Annotated in this window: 15 protein-coding genes; 5 read left to right on the top strand and 10 right to left on the bottom strand. The window is 47.7% G+C overall.

The genetic code is table 11. The features are described from left to right. Positions 1 to 42: 42 nt before the first annotated feature. The 5 genes from VNK96_00360 to gyrA all read right to left on the bottom strand — a co-directional run bounded on the left by VNK96_00360 (position 43) and on the right by gyrA (position 7,342). On the bottom strand, positions 43 to 747 hold the full coding sequence (locus VNK96_00360; GenBank protein HWP30170.1) for a metal-dependent transcriptional regulator: 705 nt from the start codon (positions 745 to 747) through the stop codon (positions 43 to 45). A gap of 55 nt (positions 748 to 802) precedes the next feature. Further along, positions 803 to 1,594 (bottom strand): hypothetical protein, encoded by a 792-nt coding sequence (locus VNK96_00355; GenBank protein HWP30169.1) that lies wholly within the window; start codon positions 1,592 to 1,594, stop codon positions 803 to 805. A gap of 125 nt (positions 1,595 to 1,719) precedes the next feature. Beyond that, complete coding sequence (locus VNK96_00350) at positions 1,720 to 2,925, bottom strand: M14 metallopeptidase family protein (GenBank protein ID HWP30168.1); 1,206 nt, start codon at positions 2,923 to 2,925, stop codon at positions 1,720 to 1,722. A gap of 112 nt (positions 2,926 to 3,037) precedes the next feature. Continuing rightward, positions 3,038 to 4,558, bottom strand: coding sequence for a hypothetical protein (locus VNK96_00345; GenBank protein ID HWP30167.1), 1,521 nt, complete (start codon positions 4,556 to 4,558; stop codon positions 3,038 to 3,040). Positions 4,559 to 4,891: 333 nt separating this feature from the next. Beyond that, positions 4,892 to 7,342 (bottom strand): DNA gyrase subunit A, encoded by a 2,451-nt coding sequence (gyrA, locus tag VNK96_00340; protein ID HWP30166.1) that lies wholly within the window; start codon positions 7,340 to 7,342, stop codon positions 4,892 to 4,894. A 299-nt stretch (positions 7,343 to 7,641) separates the two neighbouring features. On the opposite strand from gyrA, the gene VNK96_00335 reads away from it, so the two are divergent. Continuing rightward, complete coding sequence (locus VNK96_00335) at positions 7,642 to 8,439, top strand: hypothetical protein (protein HWP30165.1); 798 nt, start codon at positions 7,642 to 7,644, stop codon at positions 8,437 to 8,439. 91 nt (positions 8,440 to 8,530) lie between these two features. On the opposite strand, the gene VNK96_00330 is transcribed toward VNK96_00335, so the two are convergent. The 3 genes from VNK96_00330 to dapA are packed head-to-tail and all read right to left on the bottom strand — an operon-like array spanning position 8,531 to position 11,016. Continuing rightward, complete coding sequence (locus VNK96_00330) at positions 8,531 to 9,280, bottom strand: ABC transporter ATP-binding protein (GenBank protein HWP30164.1); 750 nt, start codon at positions 9,278 to 9,280, stop codon at positions 8,531 to 8,533. Continuing rightward, positions 9,277 to 10,149 (bottom strand): ABC transporter permease, encoded by an 873-nt coding sequence (locus VNK96_00325; protein ID HWP30163.1) that lies wholly within the window; start codon positions 10,147 to 10,149, stop codon positions 9,277 to 9,279. The genes VNK96_00330 and VNK96_00325 overlap by 4 nt, the downstream gene beginning before the upstream one ends. 3 nt (positions 10,150 to 10,152) lie before the next feature. After that, a complete protein-coding gene (gene dapA, locus VNK96_00320; GenBank protein HWP30162.1) occupies positions 10,153 to 11,016 on the bottom strand; it encodes a 4-hydroxy-tetrahydrodipicolinate synthase in 864 nt (287 codons plus the stop codon). 65 nt (positions 11,017 to 11,081) lie between these two features. On the opposite strand from dapA, the gene VNK96_00315 reads away from it, so the two are divergent. The 4 genes from VNK96_00315 (at position 11,082) to VNK96_00300 (ending at position 15,286) form a co-directional block, all read left to right on the top strand. Continuing rightward, a complete protein-coding gene (locus VNK96_00315; protein ID HWP30161.1) occupies positions 11,082 to 12,077 on the top strand; it encodes a CapA family protein in 996 nt (331 codons plus the stop codon). Between the two features lie 28 nt (positions 12,078 to 12,105). Then, entirely contained in the window at positions 12,106 to 12,768 is a 663-nt protein-coding gene (locus VNK96_00310; protein HWP30160.1) for a phosphoribosyltransferase family protein, read from the top strand. Positions 12,769 to 12,802: 34 nt separating this feature from the next. Then, positions 12,803 to 13,468: an alpha/beta family hydrolase gene (locus VNK96_00305; GenBank protein ID HWP30159.1), complete on the top strand. Its 666-nt coding sequence runs from the start codon at positions 12,803 to 12,805 to the stop codon at positions 13,466 to 13,468. An 84-nt stretch (positions 13,469 to 13,552) separates the two neighbouring features. Then, on the top strand, positions 13,553 to 15,286 hold the full coding sequence (locus VNK96_00300) for a carbon starvation CstA family protein (protein ID HWP30158.1): 1,734 nt from the start codon (positions 13,553 to 13,555) through the stop codon (positions 15,284 to 15,286). Positions 15,287 to 15,461: 175 nt separating this feature from the next. Here the strand turns inward: VNK96_00300 and nuoI are convergent, their stop codons facing one another. Both nuoI and VNK96_00290 read right to left on the bottom strand, forming a co-directional pair. Continuing rightward, positions 15,462 to 15,920, bottom strand: a complete 459-nt coding sequence (gene nuoI / locus VNK96_00295) for an NADH-quinone oxidoreductase subunit NuoI (protein HWP30157.1) — start codon at positions 15,918 to 15,920, stop codon at positions 15,462 to 15,464. Next, entirely contained in the window at positions 15,917 to 16,480 is a 564-nt protein-coding gene (locus VNK96_00290) for an NADH-quinone oxidoreductase subunit B family protein (GenBank protein ID HWP30156.1), read from the bottom strand. The genes nuoI and VNK96_00290 overlap by 4 nt, the downstream gene beginning before the upstream one ends. Between the last annotated feature and the right edge of the window lie 12 nt (positions 16,481 to 16,492).

The following is a 16,492-nucleotide window of genomic DNA, read 5'->3' as shown; positions in this document are numbered from 1 at the left end:
CCTATATTTTTTATCGCGCCTTACGGCGCTCCTACAAGGGATTTAAATTCTCGATACCCAGACGTGTCGAGAAACCTCTCTTCCCACTGTTATCGGCTTTCCTTTGATTTCTAAATGAATTAAGCCGTCGAATTCGGTCGAGCCTATGGCTTTGAATTCCGCACCAGGAACTAGGCCTATGTCTTCGATGAATTTGAGAAATTCGTAACTTTCGTTGGTTAACTTCACCACTTTGAGTTGGTCGCCGATGCAGGCGTCTGCTAAGCGAAAACTGCCATCATCGTAGTCGGGGTCAATAGGGTTTCCATGGGGGCAAGTTTTCGGTCGTCCGATTCTCTCGTACATTTGTTCGATGACATCCGGAGAGATGTAATGCTCGAGTTTGCATGCAAGTTCGTGCACATCGTTCCACGGTAAGCCGACGGCGCTAACGAGGAAACTTTTCAGAATTCGATGAGAGCGGCTGAGAAGTTTCGCGAGTTTTTCGCCATTCGGTGTTAGGTTCACCCCTTTATAGCGCTCGTATTCTGCCAAACCGAGTTGTTTGAGTTTTTTGAGCATGGCAGTTGCGCTCCCCGGAGAGACGCACATATATTCGGCTAAATCGCCTGTAGTAACTTTCCCGAGGGCTTCACGGAGCCGATAGATTCCTTCTACGTATTCCTCGACGATCTCGGTGAATGCGCGCTTCGTCCTTTGGTTCTCACCAGGACGGCAACTTGCAGGAACACGAAGAGAGATTGCCATATCGAGGTTCTTAAAATTATACAAGAGGCGGTCTATTTTTCTCTTGAAAAGATTCTTAGTTTTTGACGGGTTCTTCGATCAGAGTTATTTTGGGCGGCCAAACGGAGTTGCCTTCCTCACCGGATATGAGCAGCACATAGATCTTTCCTGCTTGCAAAGTAAACGGACCATCGGTGAAAAGAACCGCGTCTTTGTTGCCTGCAATTCTGACTTCGAAGGTGTAAGTGCCCGAAGTGATTTCAGCAGAATATTGCGACGCGTCTTGTTCGTCCGGAGGAAGAGTGCTGTTACCGAATTGGACATTGCTCACGATAGGTATGTCGTCTCCGGGTTTGGCTAAGTCGATATTCGGTGTTATATGAGTAGCATCACGATTGAAACCATGCACCACGATAATTCTTGCCTTAGACCCAGACGGGCTTCCTCGATCAATGGGAATGGCTGTAAGTCGTGCGCTTTTTTGGCTAGGAGCAGCGTTGACTAAGCCAAGGAACAAAATGTGCACACTGGTATCGGGGATGATGTCTACGGATATCGCATCGAGTTCGTTCGTAGTACTCGCTTCTTTGACGATATAGTCTATGTAAATGTCTTGCTCTTTATGTTCGAAATAATTGGAGAATTGCAGATAAGAAAAAGTTCCGAGGAAGGACTGTTCATTCGGGTCTCCATCGACTTGAGCGACATAGTCAACACTGCTATTTCCACCTAAATCAGGTACGGCATTCGTGACTCGATAATTGAATGCGGTGATTTTAGAGCCACCACCGCCGAAAAGACCGCCGTTACAGCCAGAGAGGAGAAGAATAAATGCGAGAAAGCCTAAAACGAGCCATGCCTTTTTCAAAAGTGGTACCTCCTAGTTAGAGAAGACGTGCGAGTATACCCATACTCTTCTCGATGAAGAGTAATACGTCTGTTCGGTAAAAGCATTTCTATTTCTGTAAAACTTTTTAATGAATAAGTGAACTTTTATTGAGCGAGCGAGAAAAGCCAATCTTCGAAACCACCCCAATTTTCTTTTTGGGTGGGGTTGATTTGGTTCTCGGGAAGCAGGAATCCATACTGCCCGGTGTCGCGAAGTTCTATGGTAAAGGACATGGCACCGAAGACGTCATAGAACCAATCCTTGCTAACTCCGGAAGCGACGTAAAGAGTCCATGAGCCTTGCCCGTTTTCGTAATATTTCCCACCGACGTCGAGAATGCCTTGCTGAATGACTGCGCCTGAAGCGTTCAAGGCGTCTTTGTCGGGCGGATAGTCGTAGGTGTAAGACCAGGGCCAAAGAATTTCTTGACCATAACTGTGATAGTCAATAAAGCCTACAACTCCTCGGACGTTCAAAACGTAATTGCGAAGGGAAGAGGTTTCGGGTTCGCTGAACGGATATGGTCCTCGATAAACATCCGACCATTTATTTCCGCTGCTTCCTTCGCCCCCCCATGCTTTTTCGTAATTGCGGTTGAGGTCTACGCCGTAACTTCCACCGCCGTTATCTCTGCGGTTTTTGCGCCAATATCGGTCGTTCGTCCACGTATACACATAGCCATCCGGGTTGAGAACCGGGACGACATGGAGGGTAAGTTTATCGAGTAATCCCGCGTGTTGCCCGCTGGTTTTCGATTTTTCCAAAAGTTCATGGAACAAATACATGACTACGGGGGGGCTTATCCATTCGCGCGCGTGAGTACCGCCGAGAATGACCACGTTGATTTTTTCCCCTTTCGAAGGTCGCGGACTACTCAACCGATAAACCCAGACGGGTCTGCCCTCGTGTGCCGTGCCGATTTGTATACGAGAGATGCGCGTGGGATTTTCTTGCCTCCAAACCTCGTATTGCGCGATGATTTCGTCGTAAGTTAAATATTTCGTCGTGTAATCGCCGTCGCGTTTAACTTTTGCGATCCATCCGCGAGGGTCGGGAAGAGTGCTAACGAAAGTATAAAAAAGTTTCAATTCTCTGAGTTTCGGCAGTTCACCAGGTCCAACGATAACATCGGTTGTCCCAAGCGTGATTTTATCGGAAAAGAGAGCGAGCGAGGAATCGGCTAGCATCTCTGCTGCCAACTCGTTGGGAACATACACGCTATATCGTGCCCAGTAATTTTGCGCGAGTGCTGTAATAGCAAAAAGTAATGCTAAAGTGAGCCCGGAAAGGCGGGCGATATATTTATTCATCAAAGATCCTCCTTTGGACCATGCAGCCCATATAGGTAGACGAACCTATTTTAGCAGACTGTTCGTAAAGAAGGCAGAAAGATGCGCTCTGCTGCCAGGTATACGGGCTTTGTTAGCTTCCCCATACCTGCCACTGCACGAAGTCGGTCGCCGTCGTCCAGTTAGCGGGGACAAAGCCTGTCTTCGTCCAAACGATACGCGCATGTACTTCTCCGGTTTGAGAATGAACGAAGCGAGATGGATTTGCGGAAATGATAACTTGCGCGGTCGAATCGGTGGTGGTGGCGGTTCTCGAATCCACTTCCTCGAACGTTCCCGTTTGATAGTTCTTGAAGAGAATCTTCTGATTCGCCCCTCCTATCGAGGATGACGCTTCGAGGGTGAATCCTAATTGCGTGACAGAAGTTCCTTGGAAATGACTCTTCAAGTCGAGCATGATTTGCACGCCCGTGATACCTGTGCTGCGCGGTCGTTTTATAACTAAGTTGTTATCGTCGCTTAGGAATAAGTCGTTTAGCCCCCCCTGGATGAGTTCGCCGCGCACGATGATGAACTCTTCGGGATAGAGGGTTTCTGCACCGATTGGAGCTTTCGCAATCCAGGCTTCAAGTTGGGCTGATGGATTCCACCCGTAGCCTACTACGATTGCATAGCCATTTTGTACGGTAACGTCGATGGCGTACTCCAATACCCAACCGGGGGGGATAGATACTCCGTTTGTTGCAAGCCAATCAGAAACTTTCTGCATTCCGTGCAGGGGATCCCAGATAAATGCTGCGTAGCCTTCCCATGAGTGGCTACCGCCGACAACCACCGTTCCGTCTTGGGATACACCAAGTGCAGTACTATAAAAATCTCCACCTGGCAGGTCTCCTAAACCGACCATTCCTGTCACTTCGTTCCAAAGAAATGCTTCCAGGTTAATCCCAGAATAGGACGATTTACTATAGCCGACAATCACTGAACCATCCGCTGATGCAGCACTTGCGACACTGTAAAACTCATCACCGGGAAGATCTCCTAATCCAACCATTCCTGTTGTTTCGCTCCATCGAAATGCTTCCGTACCGCTTCCCGAATTACTGTAACCGACGACAACCAGCCCATCTCCAGAGATACCAGTTGCGTAACTATGAAAATCACCACCTGGAAGGTCCCCTAAACCAATCATTCCTGTTGTTTCGGTCCATAGGAAGGCTTCCCCGCCGTTTGCTGAATTACTGTAGCCAACGACAACCGTTCCATCTTGAGATACATCGATTGCATAGCTTTCAAGTTTGCCACCGGGAAGGCCTCCTAACCCAATCATTCCTGTTGAGTCTGTCCACCTGTAGGCTTCCGTGCCATTCGCAGAATTACTCATGCCTACGATGACTGAACCGTTTTCGGATACACCATATGCATAGCTCTCGAAACTACCACCGGGAAGGTCTCCTAAACCAACCAAGCCAGTCGCTTCCGTCCAACGAAACCCTTCCGGTCCATTTGCAGAGTAGCCGCTGCCAATAACAGTTGAACCGTCTCGGGAAATTCCGTATGCTACGCTTGAAACCCCTCCTCCGGGAAGGTCTCCGAGCCCTTTGAAGAAAGATTGAGTAAATGAATTGATAGATGTGATATGTATAACTGTCACAAGTGCAATTGCCCGAGGTATCCACAACATTATAAGGAAACTTATTTTTCTCATTCTTTTTTTCATTATAATCCTCCATTGACAATGAGAAGGTCGCTTGAATAGAGAGCAAACGACTATCACAGCACAAGAGTGTATAAATATTGTACGGCGAAACTTTACTATAGACAGTGTAATAAATCAGCAATTAGGGCACTATTTTCAGAAACCAGGGCTGCTTTTTCATTACAAAAACAGTTTATAGTAGCCCACTGCTGAAGTCGGTAGCAATTGAGCAGTCAGAGTGCAAAACTGTAGAAAATACCTGTGGCAGTTTTTCTTCTCCTCTTGGTTCTAAACTTCTCCGGTGTCGCTTTCCTTCACGAGGCGAGCGACGTTGGCGACGTGGTCGTCGGGGTCGAGGTCAATGAGTTTGACCCCCTGAGCGATACGCCCTACGCGCCGCACTTCCTTGACCTTTAGTCGAATTGCCTTTCCTCTGGTTGTCATAATGAGCAGCGAATCGTCCTCTTTTACGATTTCCGCTCCTACAACGTGGCCCGTTTTTTGGGTGACGTTCATCGTGATGAGTCCTTTTCCACCACGTTTTTGCGGTCGGTATTCTTTTAGAGGAGTTCGCTTTCCGAATCCTCTTTCTCCTACTACAAGAACAGAAAGGTTCGGGTCTTCCACGATATCCGCTGCCACGACCTCGTCGTCTTTTTCTAAGGTTATTCCTCTTACCCCCCCCGCTGCTCGGCTTCGTCCGGTGAGTTCTTTTTCGTTGAATCGAATGCTCATTCCGTTTTTCGTGATAATTAGAACGTCTTGATTTCCACGACTGCGGAGCACCCAGCAGAGTTCGTCTCCTTGCTCGATGTCGAATGCCTTGAGTCCATTCGCGCGAATGTTGGCGAATTCATTAATGGGAGTTCTTTTCACTTCGCCCTTCTTCGTAACCATGATTAAATATCCTTCTCCAGTAATATCTCGAATGCTGAGTGCGGCGGTTACGCGTTCTTCGGGTTGGATTTGGATGTAGTTGATGACAGGTGTGCCTTTTGAGTATCTTCCGCTCTCAGGAATTTCGTAGGCTTTCAATCGGTAAACACGACCTCTATCCGTAAAGAAAAGAATATAATGGTGGGTACTCACCTGGAATAAGTGAGCTACTTCGTCCATCTCTTTCACACTTTGTCCGATTACGCCTTTCCCCCCCCTGCGTTGCCCGCGATAAGAGTCTATGCTCATTCGCTTGATGTATCCGTCTCGGCTGATAGAGACGATTGCATCTTCCTCAGGAATCATCTCCTCTTCGCCGATGTCTTCCGCTTCCATTGGGATGATTTTCGTGCGGCGTTCGTCTCCGTATTTTTTCTTGAGTTCGAGAAGTTCCTCTTTGAAAATTGCGTCTATGCGTCGAGGGTCACTCAAAATATCGAAAAGGTTAGCGACTTTTCTTAGAATTTGTTTGTATTCTTCTTCTAATTTTCTTTGTTCCAAGCGAGTTAACCTTCGGAGTTGCATGTTCAAGATTACGTTTGCTTGGAACATCGTCATTTTGAAGCGTCGTGTGAGTTCGCGTCTGGCTTCTTCCGGGTCTTCCGCTTTGCGAATGACTTGGATGACTGCATCGAGATTCGCGCGCGCAATTTGATATCCTTCGCTGATATGTGCCTCTTCGAGAGCACGATTGAGTTCGTAGCGCGTACGACGAACGATGACGTTTTTGCGATGTTTGATGTATTCGTCTATGATGGAAGTGAGAGGTTGTACACGAGGCACTCCATTCACTAGACTCAACATGATTGCGCCGAATGTCGTGCGTAGCGAGGTGTGTTTCAAAAGATAGTTGAGCGCTCTCGTCGGTTGAGCATCCCTTCGCACGGTGATTTCGATTCGCGTTCCCTGACGGTCGCTGATATCCGTCACGTCAGAGAGCATTTCGGTTTTTCTGTCTCGGATAATGGCTGCGATTTGCTCTACTATAGTTTTTCGGCTTATTTGATAGGGAATTTCCGTAACGACAATCGTGCTTCGCCCCCCCTCTGCGGGTTCGATTGCCGTCTTGGCTTGTACGGTAATCGAACCTCGTCCGGTTTCGTACATGTTTCTGATTCCTTTCAGTCCCAGAATAACTCCATAGGTGGGGAAGTCGGGACCCGGAAGAACTTTCATGAGCTCATCCGTCGTGCAATTCGGTTTTTCCAATCGCAAAAGAATCGCATCTACGACTTCGTTGAGGTTATGCGGCGGCATGTTCGTCGCCATACCGACAGCGATTCCCGTTGCACCATTGCACAAAAGGTTGGGAAATTTCGCTGGGAGTACGGTCGGCTCATTGATTTCTTGCAGGTAGTTCGGGACCCAATCCACCGTTTCGCGGTCGATGTCTTCGAGCATTTCCATGGCGATTTTGCTGAGCCGCGCCTCTGTATAACGCATTGCTGCTGGGGGGTCGCCATCTATGCTTCCGAAGTTTCCTTGCGGGTCAATAAGTGGGTAGCGCATCGAGAAGTCTTGCGCCATCCGAACGAGGGTGGGATAAATCACCTCTTGCCCGTGCGGGTGAAAGTTTCCTTGACAATCACCGCAAATTTTCGCGCATTTCGTTCGCGAATGGTCTGCTGTCCACCCCCCGAGGTACATCGAATAGAGAATTCTGCGCTGAACAGGTTTCAGACCATCGCGCACATCGGGGAGAGCGCGCGAGATAATTACGCTCATCGCATAGTTCACGTAGGAGCGAGCCATCTCCTCGTGAACAGCGATTGTTTCGACTTTGGGTTCTTCTACTTCAGGCACGTTTTATACATTTTTTTTAGAGATAGAGATTGATATGAATTTCTTTCAGTGAAGAAAACGCTTCGGGTTAAGCACCCATGATGTTTTACGAGTCGTAATAAGAGACGGTAAAAGCATAACTAACGCTGCTGGAATAATATAAATTTTAGCATATAACAGCGCTTTATTTCAGAAAAAATACGGAAGGATAGCAACGCTATAACAAGAAGCCCAAAAAATCTTAGAACAGACTAGACATTTTAGGCGTCTATGTTTTGCGACTTCGAAAGAGGCTATTATTCAACGTGAGAAAGAATGCGATGAGAAACTGGAAGAGATTTTGTTTGCTCTGCGTGTCTCTGCCACTGGCTTTCTTCGTCCTTCTAACGAATGGCGGAGGCTGTGGGGGAAGTGGAGGAACCGGAGGTGGAGGTCAAGAATTCGCGGCAATCTTCGTAGCCATAGAAACCCTTTCCGGGCAGCAGGCGGACGGATATAACCTCAGGGTAGGGGACAAGTATCAGATGATTCTTATCGGCTTCACGAGCACCGGTATAAAACAGGAAATCCCGGGTACGAATTGGCAACTAACAGTAACGGAGGGGACCCCCGGCACGCTCGATTCTTCAACGGGTGAATTCACAGCCCTCGGGGAGGGGAAGGGCATAATTTCCGCACAGTATGCTGACGACCCGAGTCAGAGCGTATTCCCTCTCGAAATCGTCGTCCACGATTCCTCGAAAAAAGCTGCAATCGTAGGCAGTGTGTTTTCGGATAGCGGAGCTTCTACGGAGGGAATGATTCTCGAATTTTTCGATTCGTCTAACGCATCTTTAGGGAAAGCGACGGTGCTGAGCAGCAAAAGCATCAAAGCGTATGTTCCCTTGGATACAACGAAAGTAAATTTCGTCTTTGGAATCCCAGGAGACTGGGTGGGGATGTGGTCTTACAAAGATCACACCTATACGGCTAACGATAAGACTTATCCTGATTGCCATGCCCTATTGCAATTAGATAAATCCTTGCAACCCGGTCAAACGAGCAATATGGGACAAGTTTTCGTAATCTTCATTAACGACCCCCCTCCCCCTCCGCCTGACGGATGCAAAGGAGGCTAAAAGAGCAATACATTTTGTAGGAGCGCCGTGAGGCGCGATATTTCGAGAAACCGTAAGGGGCGTTTTCACCTTGGGAAAGATGAGGAGTAATTTATGAATCCTCGAAATGCTCTTTTGCCGATTCTTGATAAGCGCTAACGACTTCGAGCGTTCGCCCTTCTTTTAGGATTTTCCCCCCCTGTAGCCATATCGCGCGTGTTGCTGTTTCGAGAACAGCATCCATATCGTGGGAGACAAAAATCGCAGTCCCCCCAGCTTTCAGAAATTCCGAAATACGATGCAGACATTTTCTTTGAAATTCGATGTCCCCCACTGCAAGCGCTTCATCCACCAAAAGAATATTCGCATCTACATGCACTGCGACGCTGAAACCGAGTCGCAACAACATTCCGCTCGAGTAAGTGCGCACATGAGCATCTATGTAATCTCCGATTTCGCTGAATTCGATGATGTCCTCCATTCTCTCGGCTACTTGCTTTCGTGTAAGACCTAAAACGACTCCATTGAAAAACACGTTTTCACGTCCCGTCAAATCGGGATGAAAGCCTGCACCTAATTCGAGCAGAGGGGCGACACGACCGTTGATTTTCACGTCTCCCGAAGTCGGTTTGTAAACGCGCGCTAAGATGGCGAGCAAGGTGCTTTTTCCTGCTCCGTTAGGCCCTATAACGGCGAGTGCTTCACCTTGATAGGCATCGAAAGAAATTCCATCTAAGGCTCGGATAGTTTCTTTACTCGACTTTTTCCGAGTCACGAGCATCCCTTTGAGAGAGGCGTAAGGCTCACTCGAGATTAAAAATTCTTTTACGAGATTGCGAACGGTAACCGTAGGTTCGTTCATGGGCGCTCCACGAACTGCCATTTTTTCTGATTGAAAAGAGCGTATCCCCATACGAGGGTGAGCAAACAGATGATTACGGTTACTGCGAACATCGTCCAATCGAACGGCAATACTCCTGCATCTATCGTTTCGCCCCCCCGAATCATCACTACGGGCTGTGGATCTAAAGTGACTTTTCGATATGCGGTCATCAGCATCGCAATGGGATTGAGATTGTAAAGAACATAAACCATATTGCGGTACGCATCAGGAATGCCAGGGGCATGATACACTTGTTCGACGAAGTAGACGATAGGGGACAGGAAAAAAAGCAAATACAAACCGACGCTAATCAGATATTTGACATCTTCATAAAAAGTGTTGAGCGCTGCGACAATCAATGCGAGCCCTGTGGTCAGAGCGAGTTGAAGAAGCATGATGACGGGAAGAAAAAGTACGGTAACCCTAAAAGGATTATCCCCTGGATTCAACAACCAAACGATCAAAAGATAAACGAAGAAAATTCCCATTGCAAGCAGAAAATGGATGAAGTTCGAAATCACGGAGCCGAGAGGAAGGATTTCTCGAGGGAAATATATTTTTTTGAGGAGCGTGATTTGACTCAATATAGATTGCGATGCATCTAACAAGGAGAGTTGAAAGAACATATAGGGAAGGTATGCGATGAGAATGTATGCGCTGTAGTTCGGGATTTGTTGCCCCATGACGAACTTGAAAACGAGCGTCATCACTAAGACGGTCGCTAACGGATTCAAAATAGACCAGAAAAAACCGAGCACTGAGTTTTTGTAACGAATTCGCAATTCGCGAACGACGAAGGTGTAAAGCAGTTCTCGGTATCTCCAGAGTTCTTTGAGTTCTTCGAGCATAGATTAAAAACCGAATCTTGAGACGAAATCTTTTACCTCTTCTCGAGCGTTTTTATCCAACGGAACGAGAGGGGGGCGCACATTTCCACCAGGAAGGCCTTTAAAGTCCAAAACTGCTTTATGTACTGCAGGTTGAGGATGCTTCTTTATCGCTTTGAACGCCTCGTCTATGATCGTCTGAAGCACATCTGTCCTTTCACGGACCTGTCTCGATACAAGAAGGGGAAAGGAGTTGGCGAGTCCGCTAATCGTTCCCGAGCCGCCGTTTTGTAAGCATTTCAATATTAGCCTTTCATCGCCGACGAATACTTTTTTCTCCGCTGCCTTTGCAAGTTCGAGGTAACTACATAAAAGTTCTTCGTCTCCTGAAGAGTCTTTGATTCCTAAGACGTTCGTGTGCTCGAAGAGCCGGCGAACCAGAGGTGGGTCGAGAAGGATTTTCGTGGTTTGCGGAAAGTTGTAAAGAATGACCGGAAGTTCTGTTTTCTCGAGAAGTTTTTCGAACCACGCTAAGATTCCCTCAGACGGAGCTGAATAATAGTAAGGTGGCAAAACGAGGGCGGCATCTGCACCTGCTTTTTGCGCCTGTTCGGAAAGCCAAATCGCTTCAGTAAGAGAAGGGGTTCCGAGACCTGAGATGATGCTTAGTTTCCCCCTGTTTTGAACTGCGAATTTGGTGAGGTCGCGTTTTTCGATAGCGGAGAGGCTCGGACCTTCGCCATTCGTTCCTGCGACGACCACACCGTCCATTCCATTCGCTTCGTGCCAGGCGAGCAAACGAGCGACAGCCGGGTAATCAATTTCCCCGTTCGAATCGAAGGGTGTAACGAGGGCGGTAAATGCCCTTGGGTTCATGAGACTAATCATGGCGTATTAGAGTAAATGAAGGTAAGGGGATGTAGAGAACATATTTTCTCATAAAATGACTTTCGATGAGGCTTAGAATCGTTCTTGCTGGCGACACGATGTTAGGGAGAGGGGTTGCGGAGACTCTTCGTGTGCAAAAACCGGAGTCGTTGGTTTCGCCAGAGGTCGTCTCTTTCGCACGGGATTCGGATTTTGTCTTTTTGAATTTAGAATGCTGTATTTCGGAGAGAGGGACGAAATGGCTAGACCCTTACAAACCGTTTTTCTTTCGAGCCCCCCCAATTGCAGTCAAGACGCTTCAGCATCTCGGTGTTCGCTGTGTCACGCTGGCGAACAACCATGCACTCGATTTTTCCGAAGAAGGTCTTTTGGATACATTCGAACACTTGAAGGAGGAAGGGATTGCTTACGTAGGAGCAGGCAAGAATCTCGAGGAGGCGCGTGCTTTTCGAGTTTTCACGGTTGCAGAAACCTCTTTGGCAATCGTCGCCTTTAGCGACCATCCGGAAGATTACGCTGCGAAAGAGGACAAACCCGGAATTGCGTACGCCGATTTGCGCGGAGGTGTTGACAGATGGGTTCGTGAAGCAGTCTCAACAGCGCGAAAATCGGCGGAAATCGTTTTAGTTTCTCCCCACTGGGGACCGAATATGGTTGATTCACCTCTTCCTTATATTCGAGATGCGGCAGAAGAATTGAAACATGCAGGGGCTACGCTTATTGCCGGACACTCTGCACACGTGTTTCATGGGGTAAAGGATGGAATTCTGTATGATTTAGGCGATTTTTTAGACGATTATGCAACTCATCCGATTTTGAGAAACGATTTGGGTTTGCTATTTCGAGTGGTGATCGAGGGGGGGAATATTCTGCGCATCGAGGCACTTCCTTTGCATTTAGATTATTGTTACACCGAGATGGCGCGAGAGGAAGATTGGGAATGGATTCGAAATCGCTTTACCTCGGCTTGCGCAGAATTCGGCACGGAGGTTCATGTGGAAGGTGAATTGCTCGTTATCGAGTCACCGAATTACCGTAAAGATACACAGGAAACTAAATGACTCTATGATCTTTGTCAGGAGAGAATAAGTGATAAACGGGGATAATAGGGACATGTTTCTCGACAGGCGTGATGCAGGAAAACGGTTAGCAGCCGCACTTTCTCATTTCAAGGGAGAGGATGTCGTAGTTTGTGCCCTCCCTCGTGGTGGAGTAATCGTAGGTGCGGAAATCGCGAAGGAGCTGAAAGCACCAATGGAGCTCATTCTGGTGCGGAAGATAGGTCATCCCTATAACCCGGAATATGCCATAGGTGCTGTATCGGAAGACGGTCAATTGATGGTGAATCAGCAGGAAGTCGCAAGCGTGGACCGAGATTGGTTCGAAGCGGAGGTAAAGCGTCAAATCGCCATTGCAAAAGAACAAAGAAAAAAATATTTAGGGGGACGCCCTCCGATTTCTTTAGAGGGTCGAAAAGTGATAGTGGTAGATGATGGGATTGCTACTGGCTATACGGTTCGCGCATCCATACGTTTTCTCCGCAAGATGAAGCCGGCTCGTATCGTGGTAGCGGTTCCAGTTGCACCGAGCGACACTGTGGAATTGCTCCGGGGAGAGGCAGACGAAGTTATCGTTACGCTCATTCCTGAGTTCTTCGTGGGTGCAATCGGCGCCTATTACGAAGACTTTACGCCGGTAAGTGACGAGGAGGTGATTCAAGCGTTGGAATCCGTACATGAGTATGCATCGTGAAATTTATCGTAATGAAATCGTAATAAATGTATAGATGATCAACGTGAATAGGCTCGATGTCGAAATTCCTTTCGATGGTTTCTCTTTAGAAGGATATTTAAATCTTCCTCCTGACATAAAAGGTGTTGTCGTTTTTGCTCATGGAAGCGGAAGTAGCCGAAAAAGCGTTCGGAATCAATTTATTTCCAACGTATTGAACGCAAAAAATTTCGGAACTTTGCTTTTCGACCTTTTGACCCCCGAAGAGGATTTAGAGTACGAAAATCGTTTCGATATCCCTTTGCTTTCGGAGAGGCTTAAGGGAGCAACGGAATGGGTGAAACAACAGGAAGGGTGCAAAGGTTTGCCCATCGGTTTATTCGGAGCGAGTACAGGAGCGGCAGCAGCAATCATCGTCGCTGCGGAAATGGGGAAAAAGATTTCTGCAGTGGTCTCACGTGGGGGAAGACCGGACATGGCAATGAACTACCTCGAGCGCCTCGAATCGCCTATTTTGCTCATCGTAGGAGAGAGGGATTACGATGTTTTGGAGTTGAACCGCATGGCTTTCGAACGAATCAAGGCGGAGAAGGAGTTGGCAATCGTCTCCAACGCAACTCATTTGTTCGAAGAACCGGGTGCATTAGAGGAGGTAGGGAGGCTGGCTGTCGCGTGGTTCGAGAAATATTTGAAAGCGCACAATCCTTCCGTAGTCTTGTGAACGTCTCTCTTTTAGAAACGTCTTTTTTTAAGATTTAGAACTTCGTCAAAATAATAAAGGCTACTTTCGCCGGAACAGAAGTCAATGAGTCTTTTGGTTATCGCGAGCATCGCCTTAGTCGCGCTCGTATTCGCGTACATCGTTTACGGGGGGTTGCTTGCTCGTCTGCTTCGCCTCGACCCTAATGCAAAGACGCCTTCCGTGGAATACTGCGACGATTCGGACTACATTCCCACTCCGCCACGATTTCTAATCAGTCAGCATTTCAGCGCGATTGCGGCGGCAGGACCCATCGTGGGACCCATCTTAGCGGCGGCAGCATTCGGATGGCTTCCCGCGTTTTTATGGATTCTGTTGGGGGGGATATTGATCGGTGGAGTACACGACATTATGTCGCTTACGGCGAGCATTCGACACAAAGCGCGTTCCATTGCAGAAGTCGTCCGCGAGCATATGTCCCGCCGCTCTTATGTGATTTTCCTTTCGTTCATTTGGTTAGCACTCGTGTATATCGTCGTCGCTTTTACGGATATCACAGCGCTTTCTTTCGTGGGAGTTCAAACACTCGAAAACGGTGAAAAGGTATCTGGGGGGGGAATTGCGACCGCTTCCATTCTGTATATCTTGTTGCCCATATTGATGGGGTTGACCTTGAGGTTTCTCAAATTACCTTTGATGGTCACTACTGCGATATTTCTGCCGCTCGTGGTTTTGGCAATTTGGTTCGGAACGAAATTCCCGCTCGAACTGAGCACGATTTTCCCTATCGGAACTTACGAAGCAAGGAAATACTGGGATGTATTCATCCTTTTATATTGTTTGGCAGCGGCATTGATTCCGATGTGGCTGCTTTTACAACCGAGAGGGCACCTCGGCGGATTTTTCCTCTACTTTTATCTGATTATCGGAATGTTGGGTTTGTTTTTCGCTGGAAGGAAAGCGGAATATCCTGCTTTCATCAACTGGAACGCAAGCAATGGCGATACGCTCGCTCCGTTTTTATTCATCACGATTGCATGTGGTGCGGTTTCTGGCTTTCATTCCTTAATCGCTTCGGGAACGACTTCGAAACAACTGCAAAAAGAAACAGACGCAAAACCCATCGGTTATGGGGCGATGTTAATGGAGTCCATGGTTGCCGTTCTATCGCTTTCGACCTTGATGGTGCTCACTTCGAATTCTTCTTTGTTGCAAGGAGCACCTAAACCTAACCTTATCTTCTCGCAGGGAATCGGGAGTTACATTCACGAACTTTTAGGCGTTCCTTATGCGTTTGCAGTTTCGTTGATGTTGATGGCGTTTACGACGTTCGTTTATGACACCTTGGATGTTTGTACGCGATTAGGACGATACATCATTCAAGAATTAACAGGAATGAAAGGAACATTCGGTGCGTGGTTAGGAACCGGGCTCACTGTCGGTGTACCGCTCATGTTTTTGCTTTCCCAGCCGTCCGTAGATGCGCAGGGAAAACCGGTTCAAGCATACATGGTTTTCTGGCCGCTCTTCGGTGCGAGCAACCAACTTCTCGCAGCATTAACGCTATTAGGCGTAACAGTTTGGTTGTGGAGAACACGACGCGCGAAATGGGTATGGGTCGTAACGGGAATTCCGACACTTTTCATGTACGTGATGAGCGGTTGGGCGTTGGTGAGTTTGTGTATGCGAATGGTTTCAGCGGGGAATTACGGTCCAGTTTTGTGGGTAGGTAGTTTGTTAGTGTTGTTAGCGATTGTGATGATGGTGGAAGCGATTGTCGCATTCACTTCCGCAGAGAAAGCGCCCCCCCAACCTCAACCTGCTCCAGCGGTTACATAATACCACTGTAGGAGCGCGGTAAGGCGCGATTTCGAATCGAGTGGTTCGTGACAGATGCCTCAACACTCCTGCTGTTGAGGCTAAAGAAAATGTGACAATGGTTTCGGTCAAAAACCATGGCGTGTTATTGCAAAAAAAAGAATTTATAAAATATTAGGAGCAAGGAGTACAAGCGCTAATCTTCTTTTATAGGCATTTTTTCTAAAAGCATCTCTTTCGTGTAAACAAAATCTTCCCGATGGTAATCCGCTAACTCGAAATCGGAGCGAAGCACTATAGCTCCCGTTGGACAGGCTTCTTGACATAATCCGCAAAAAATACAACGCAGCATGTTGATTTCGTATCGTTTAGCATATCTTTCCCCAGGACTGTAGCGTTCTTCGTCCGTGTTTTCCGCCGCCTCTACATAAATGCATTTTGCAGGACATGCTCCAGCGCAAAGCGAACATCCGATGCATTTTTCCAACCCGTTTTCGTATCGAGTGAGAACATGACGCCATCGCGTGCGAGGAAAAGGCTCTCGCTTTTGTTCAGGATACATCACCGTAACTTTGGGGCGACGAATGTGACGAGCGACAAGGAGAAGCCCCTTGAAGATCGGTTGAATTACATCTCTCCAGACTTCCGCTATCAAGGTTTCATCACCTTTTGTTTCCTCGGTATCAACTCGATGAGTTTGTTTCCTCTCGTATTCCGGATTTTTTCTTGCAGTTTCAATAATCCATATATCAACGCATCAGGCGAGGGGGGGCAACCAGGAACATATACATCTACTGGTACGATTTGGTCGACTCCTTGAACGATGGCGTAATTGTTGTACACCCCACCACTGCTCGCACATGCACCCATACTGATGACCCATTTCGGCTCGGGCATTTGGTCGTAGATTTGCCTGAGCACAGGTGCCATTTTTTTGCTCACACGACCTGCGACAATCATGACATCTGCCTGTCTCGGGGTGGCTCGAAATGCCTCACTTCCGAAACGGGAAATGTCGAATCGAGAAGCCACCGTAGACATCATCTCGATTGCACAGCACGCCAATCCGAACGTGAGAGGCCAAAGCGAGTTGCTTCGCGCCTGGTTGAGCAATTCATCAATAGAACCTATCAGAACGGCTCCTCCTCGTTCGAGGCTGCCTATTTTCGGAGAGGCACTATCATGAAAAACGATTTCTTCGATTCGTTTCGGCATGTGAATTTAGAC

The organism is Fimbriimonadales bacterium (assembly GCA_035559795.1).
In the GTDB taxonomy this organism is placed as follows: Bacteria; Armatimonadota; Fimbriimonadia; order Fimbriimonadales; family ATM1; genus DATMAR01.
The sequence above is the reverse complement of the archived record's forward strand: the minus strand, read 5'-3'. Positions and strand labels throughout refer to the sequence as shown.

Coding starts and splice junctions, on each gene's coding strand:
- VNK96_00360 (HWP30170.1), bottom strand. CDS start 747: ATGGCAATCTCTCTTCGTGTTCCTGCAAGTTGCCGTCCTGGTGAGAAC.
- VNK96_00350 (HWP30168.1), bottom strand. CDS start 2,925: ATGAATAAATATATCGCCCGCCTTTCCGGGCTCACTTTAGCATTACTT.
- VNK96_00335 (HWP30165.1), top strand. CDS start 7,642: ATGAGAAACTGGAAGAGATTTTGTTTGCTCTGCGTGTCTCTGCCACTG.
- VNK96_00330 (HWP30164.1), bottom strand. CDS start 9,280: ATGAACGAACCTACGGTTACCGTTCGCAATCTCGTAAAAGAATTTTTA.
- VNK96_00325 (HWP30163.1), bottom strand. CDS start 10,149: ATGCTCGAAGAACTCAAAGAACTCTGGAGATACCGAGAACTGCTTTAC.
- dapA (HWP30162.1), bottom strand. CDS start 11,016: ATGATTAGTCTCATGAACCCAAGGGCATTTACCGCCCTCGTTACACCC.
- VNK96_00315 (HWP30161.1), top strand. CDS start 11,082: ATGAGGCTTAGAATCGTTCTTGCTGGCGACACGATGTTAGGGAGAGGG.
- VNK96_00305 (HWP30159.1), top strand. CDS start 12,803: ATGATCAACGTGAATAGGCTCGATGTCGAAATTCCTTTCGATGGTTTC.
- VNK96_00300 (HWP30158.1), top strand. CDS start 13,553: ATGAGTCTTTTGGTTATCGCGAGCATCGCCTTAGTCGCGCTCGTATTC.
- VNK96_00290 (HWP30156.1), bottom strand. CDS start 16,480: ATGCCGAAACGAATCGAAGAAATCGTTTTTCATGATAGTGCCTCTCCG.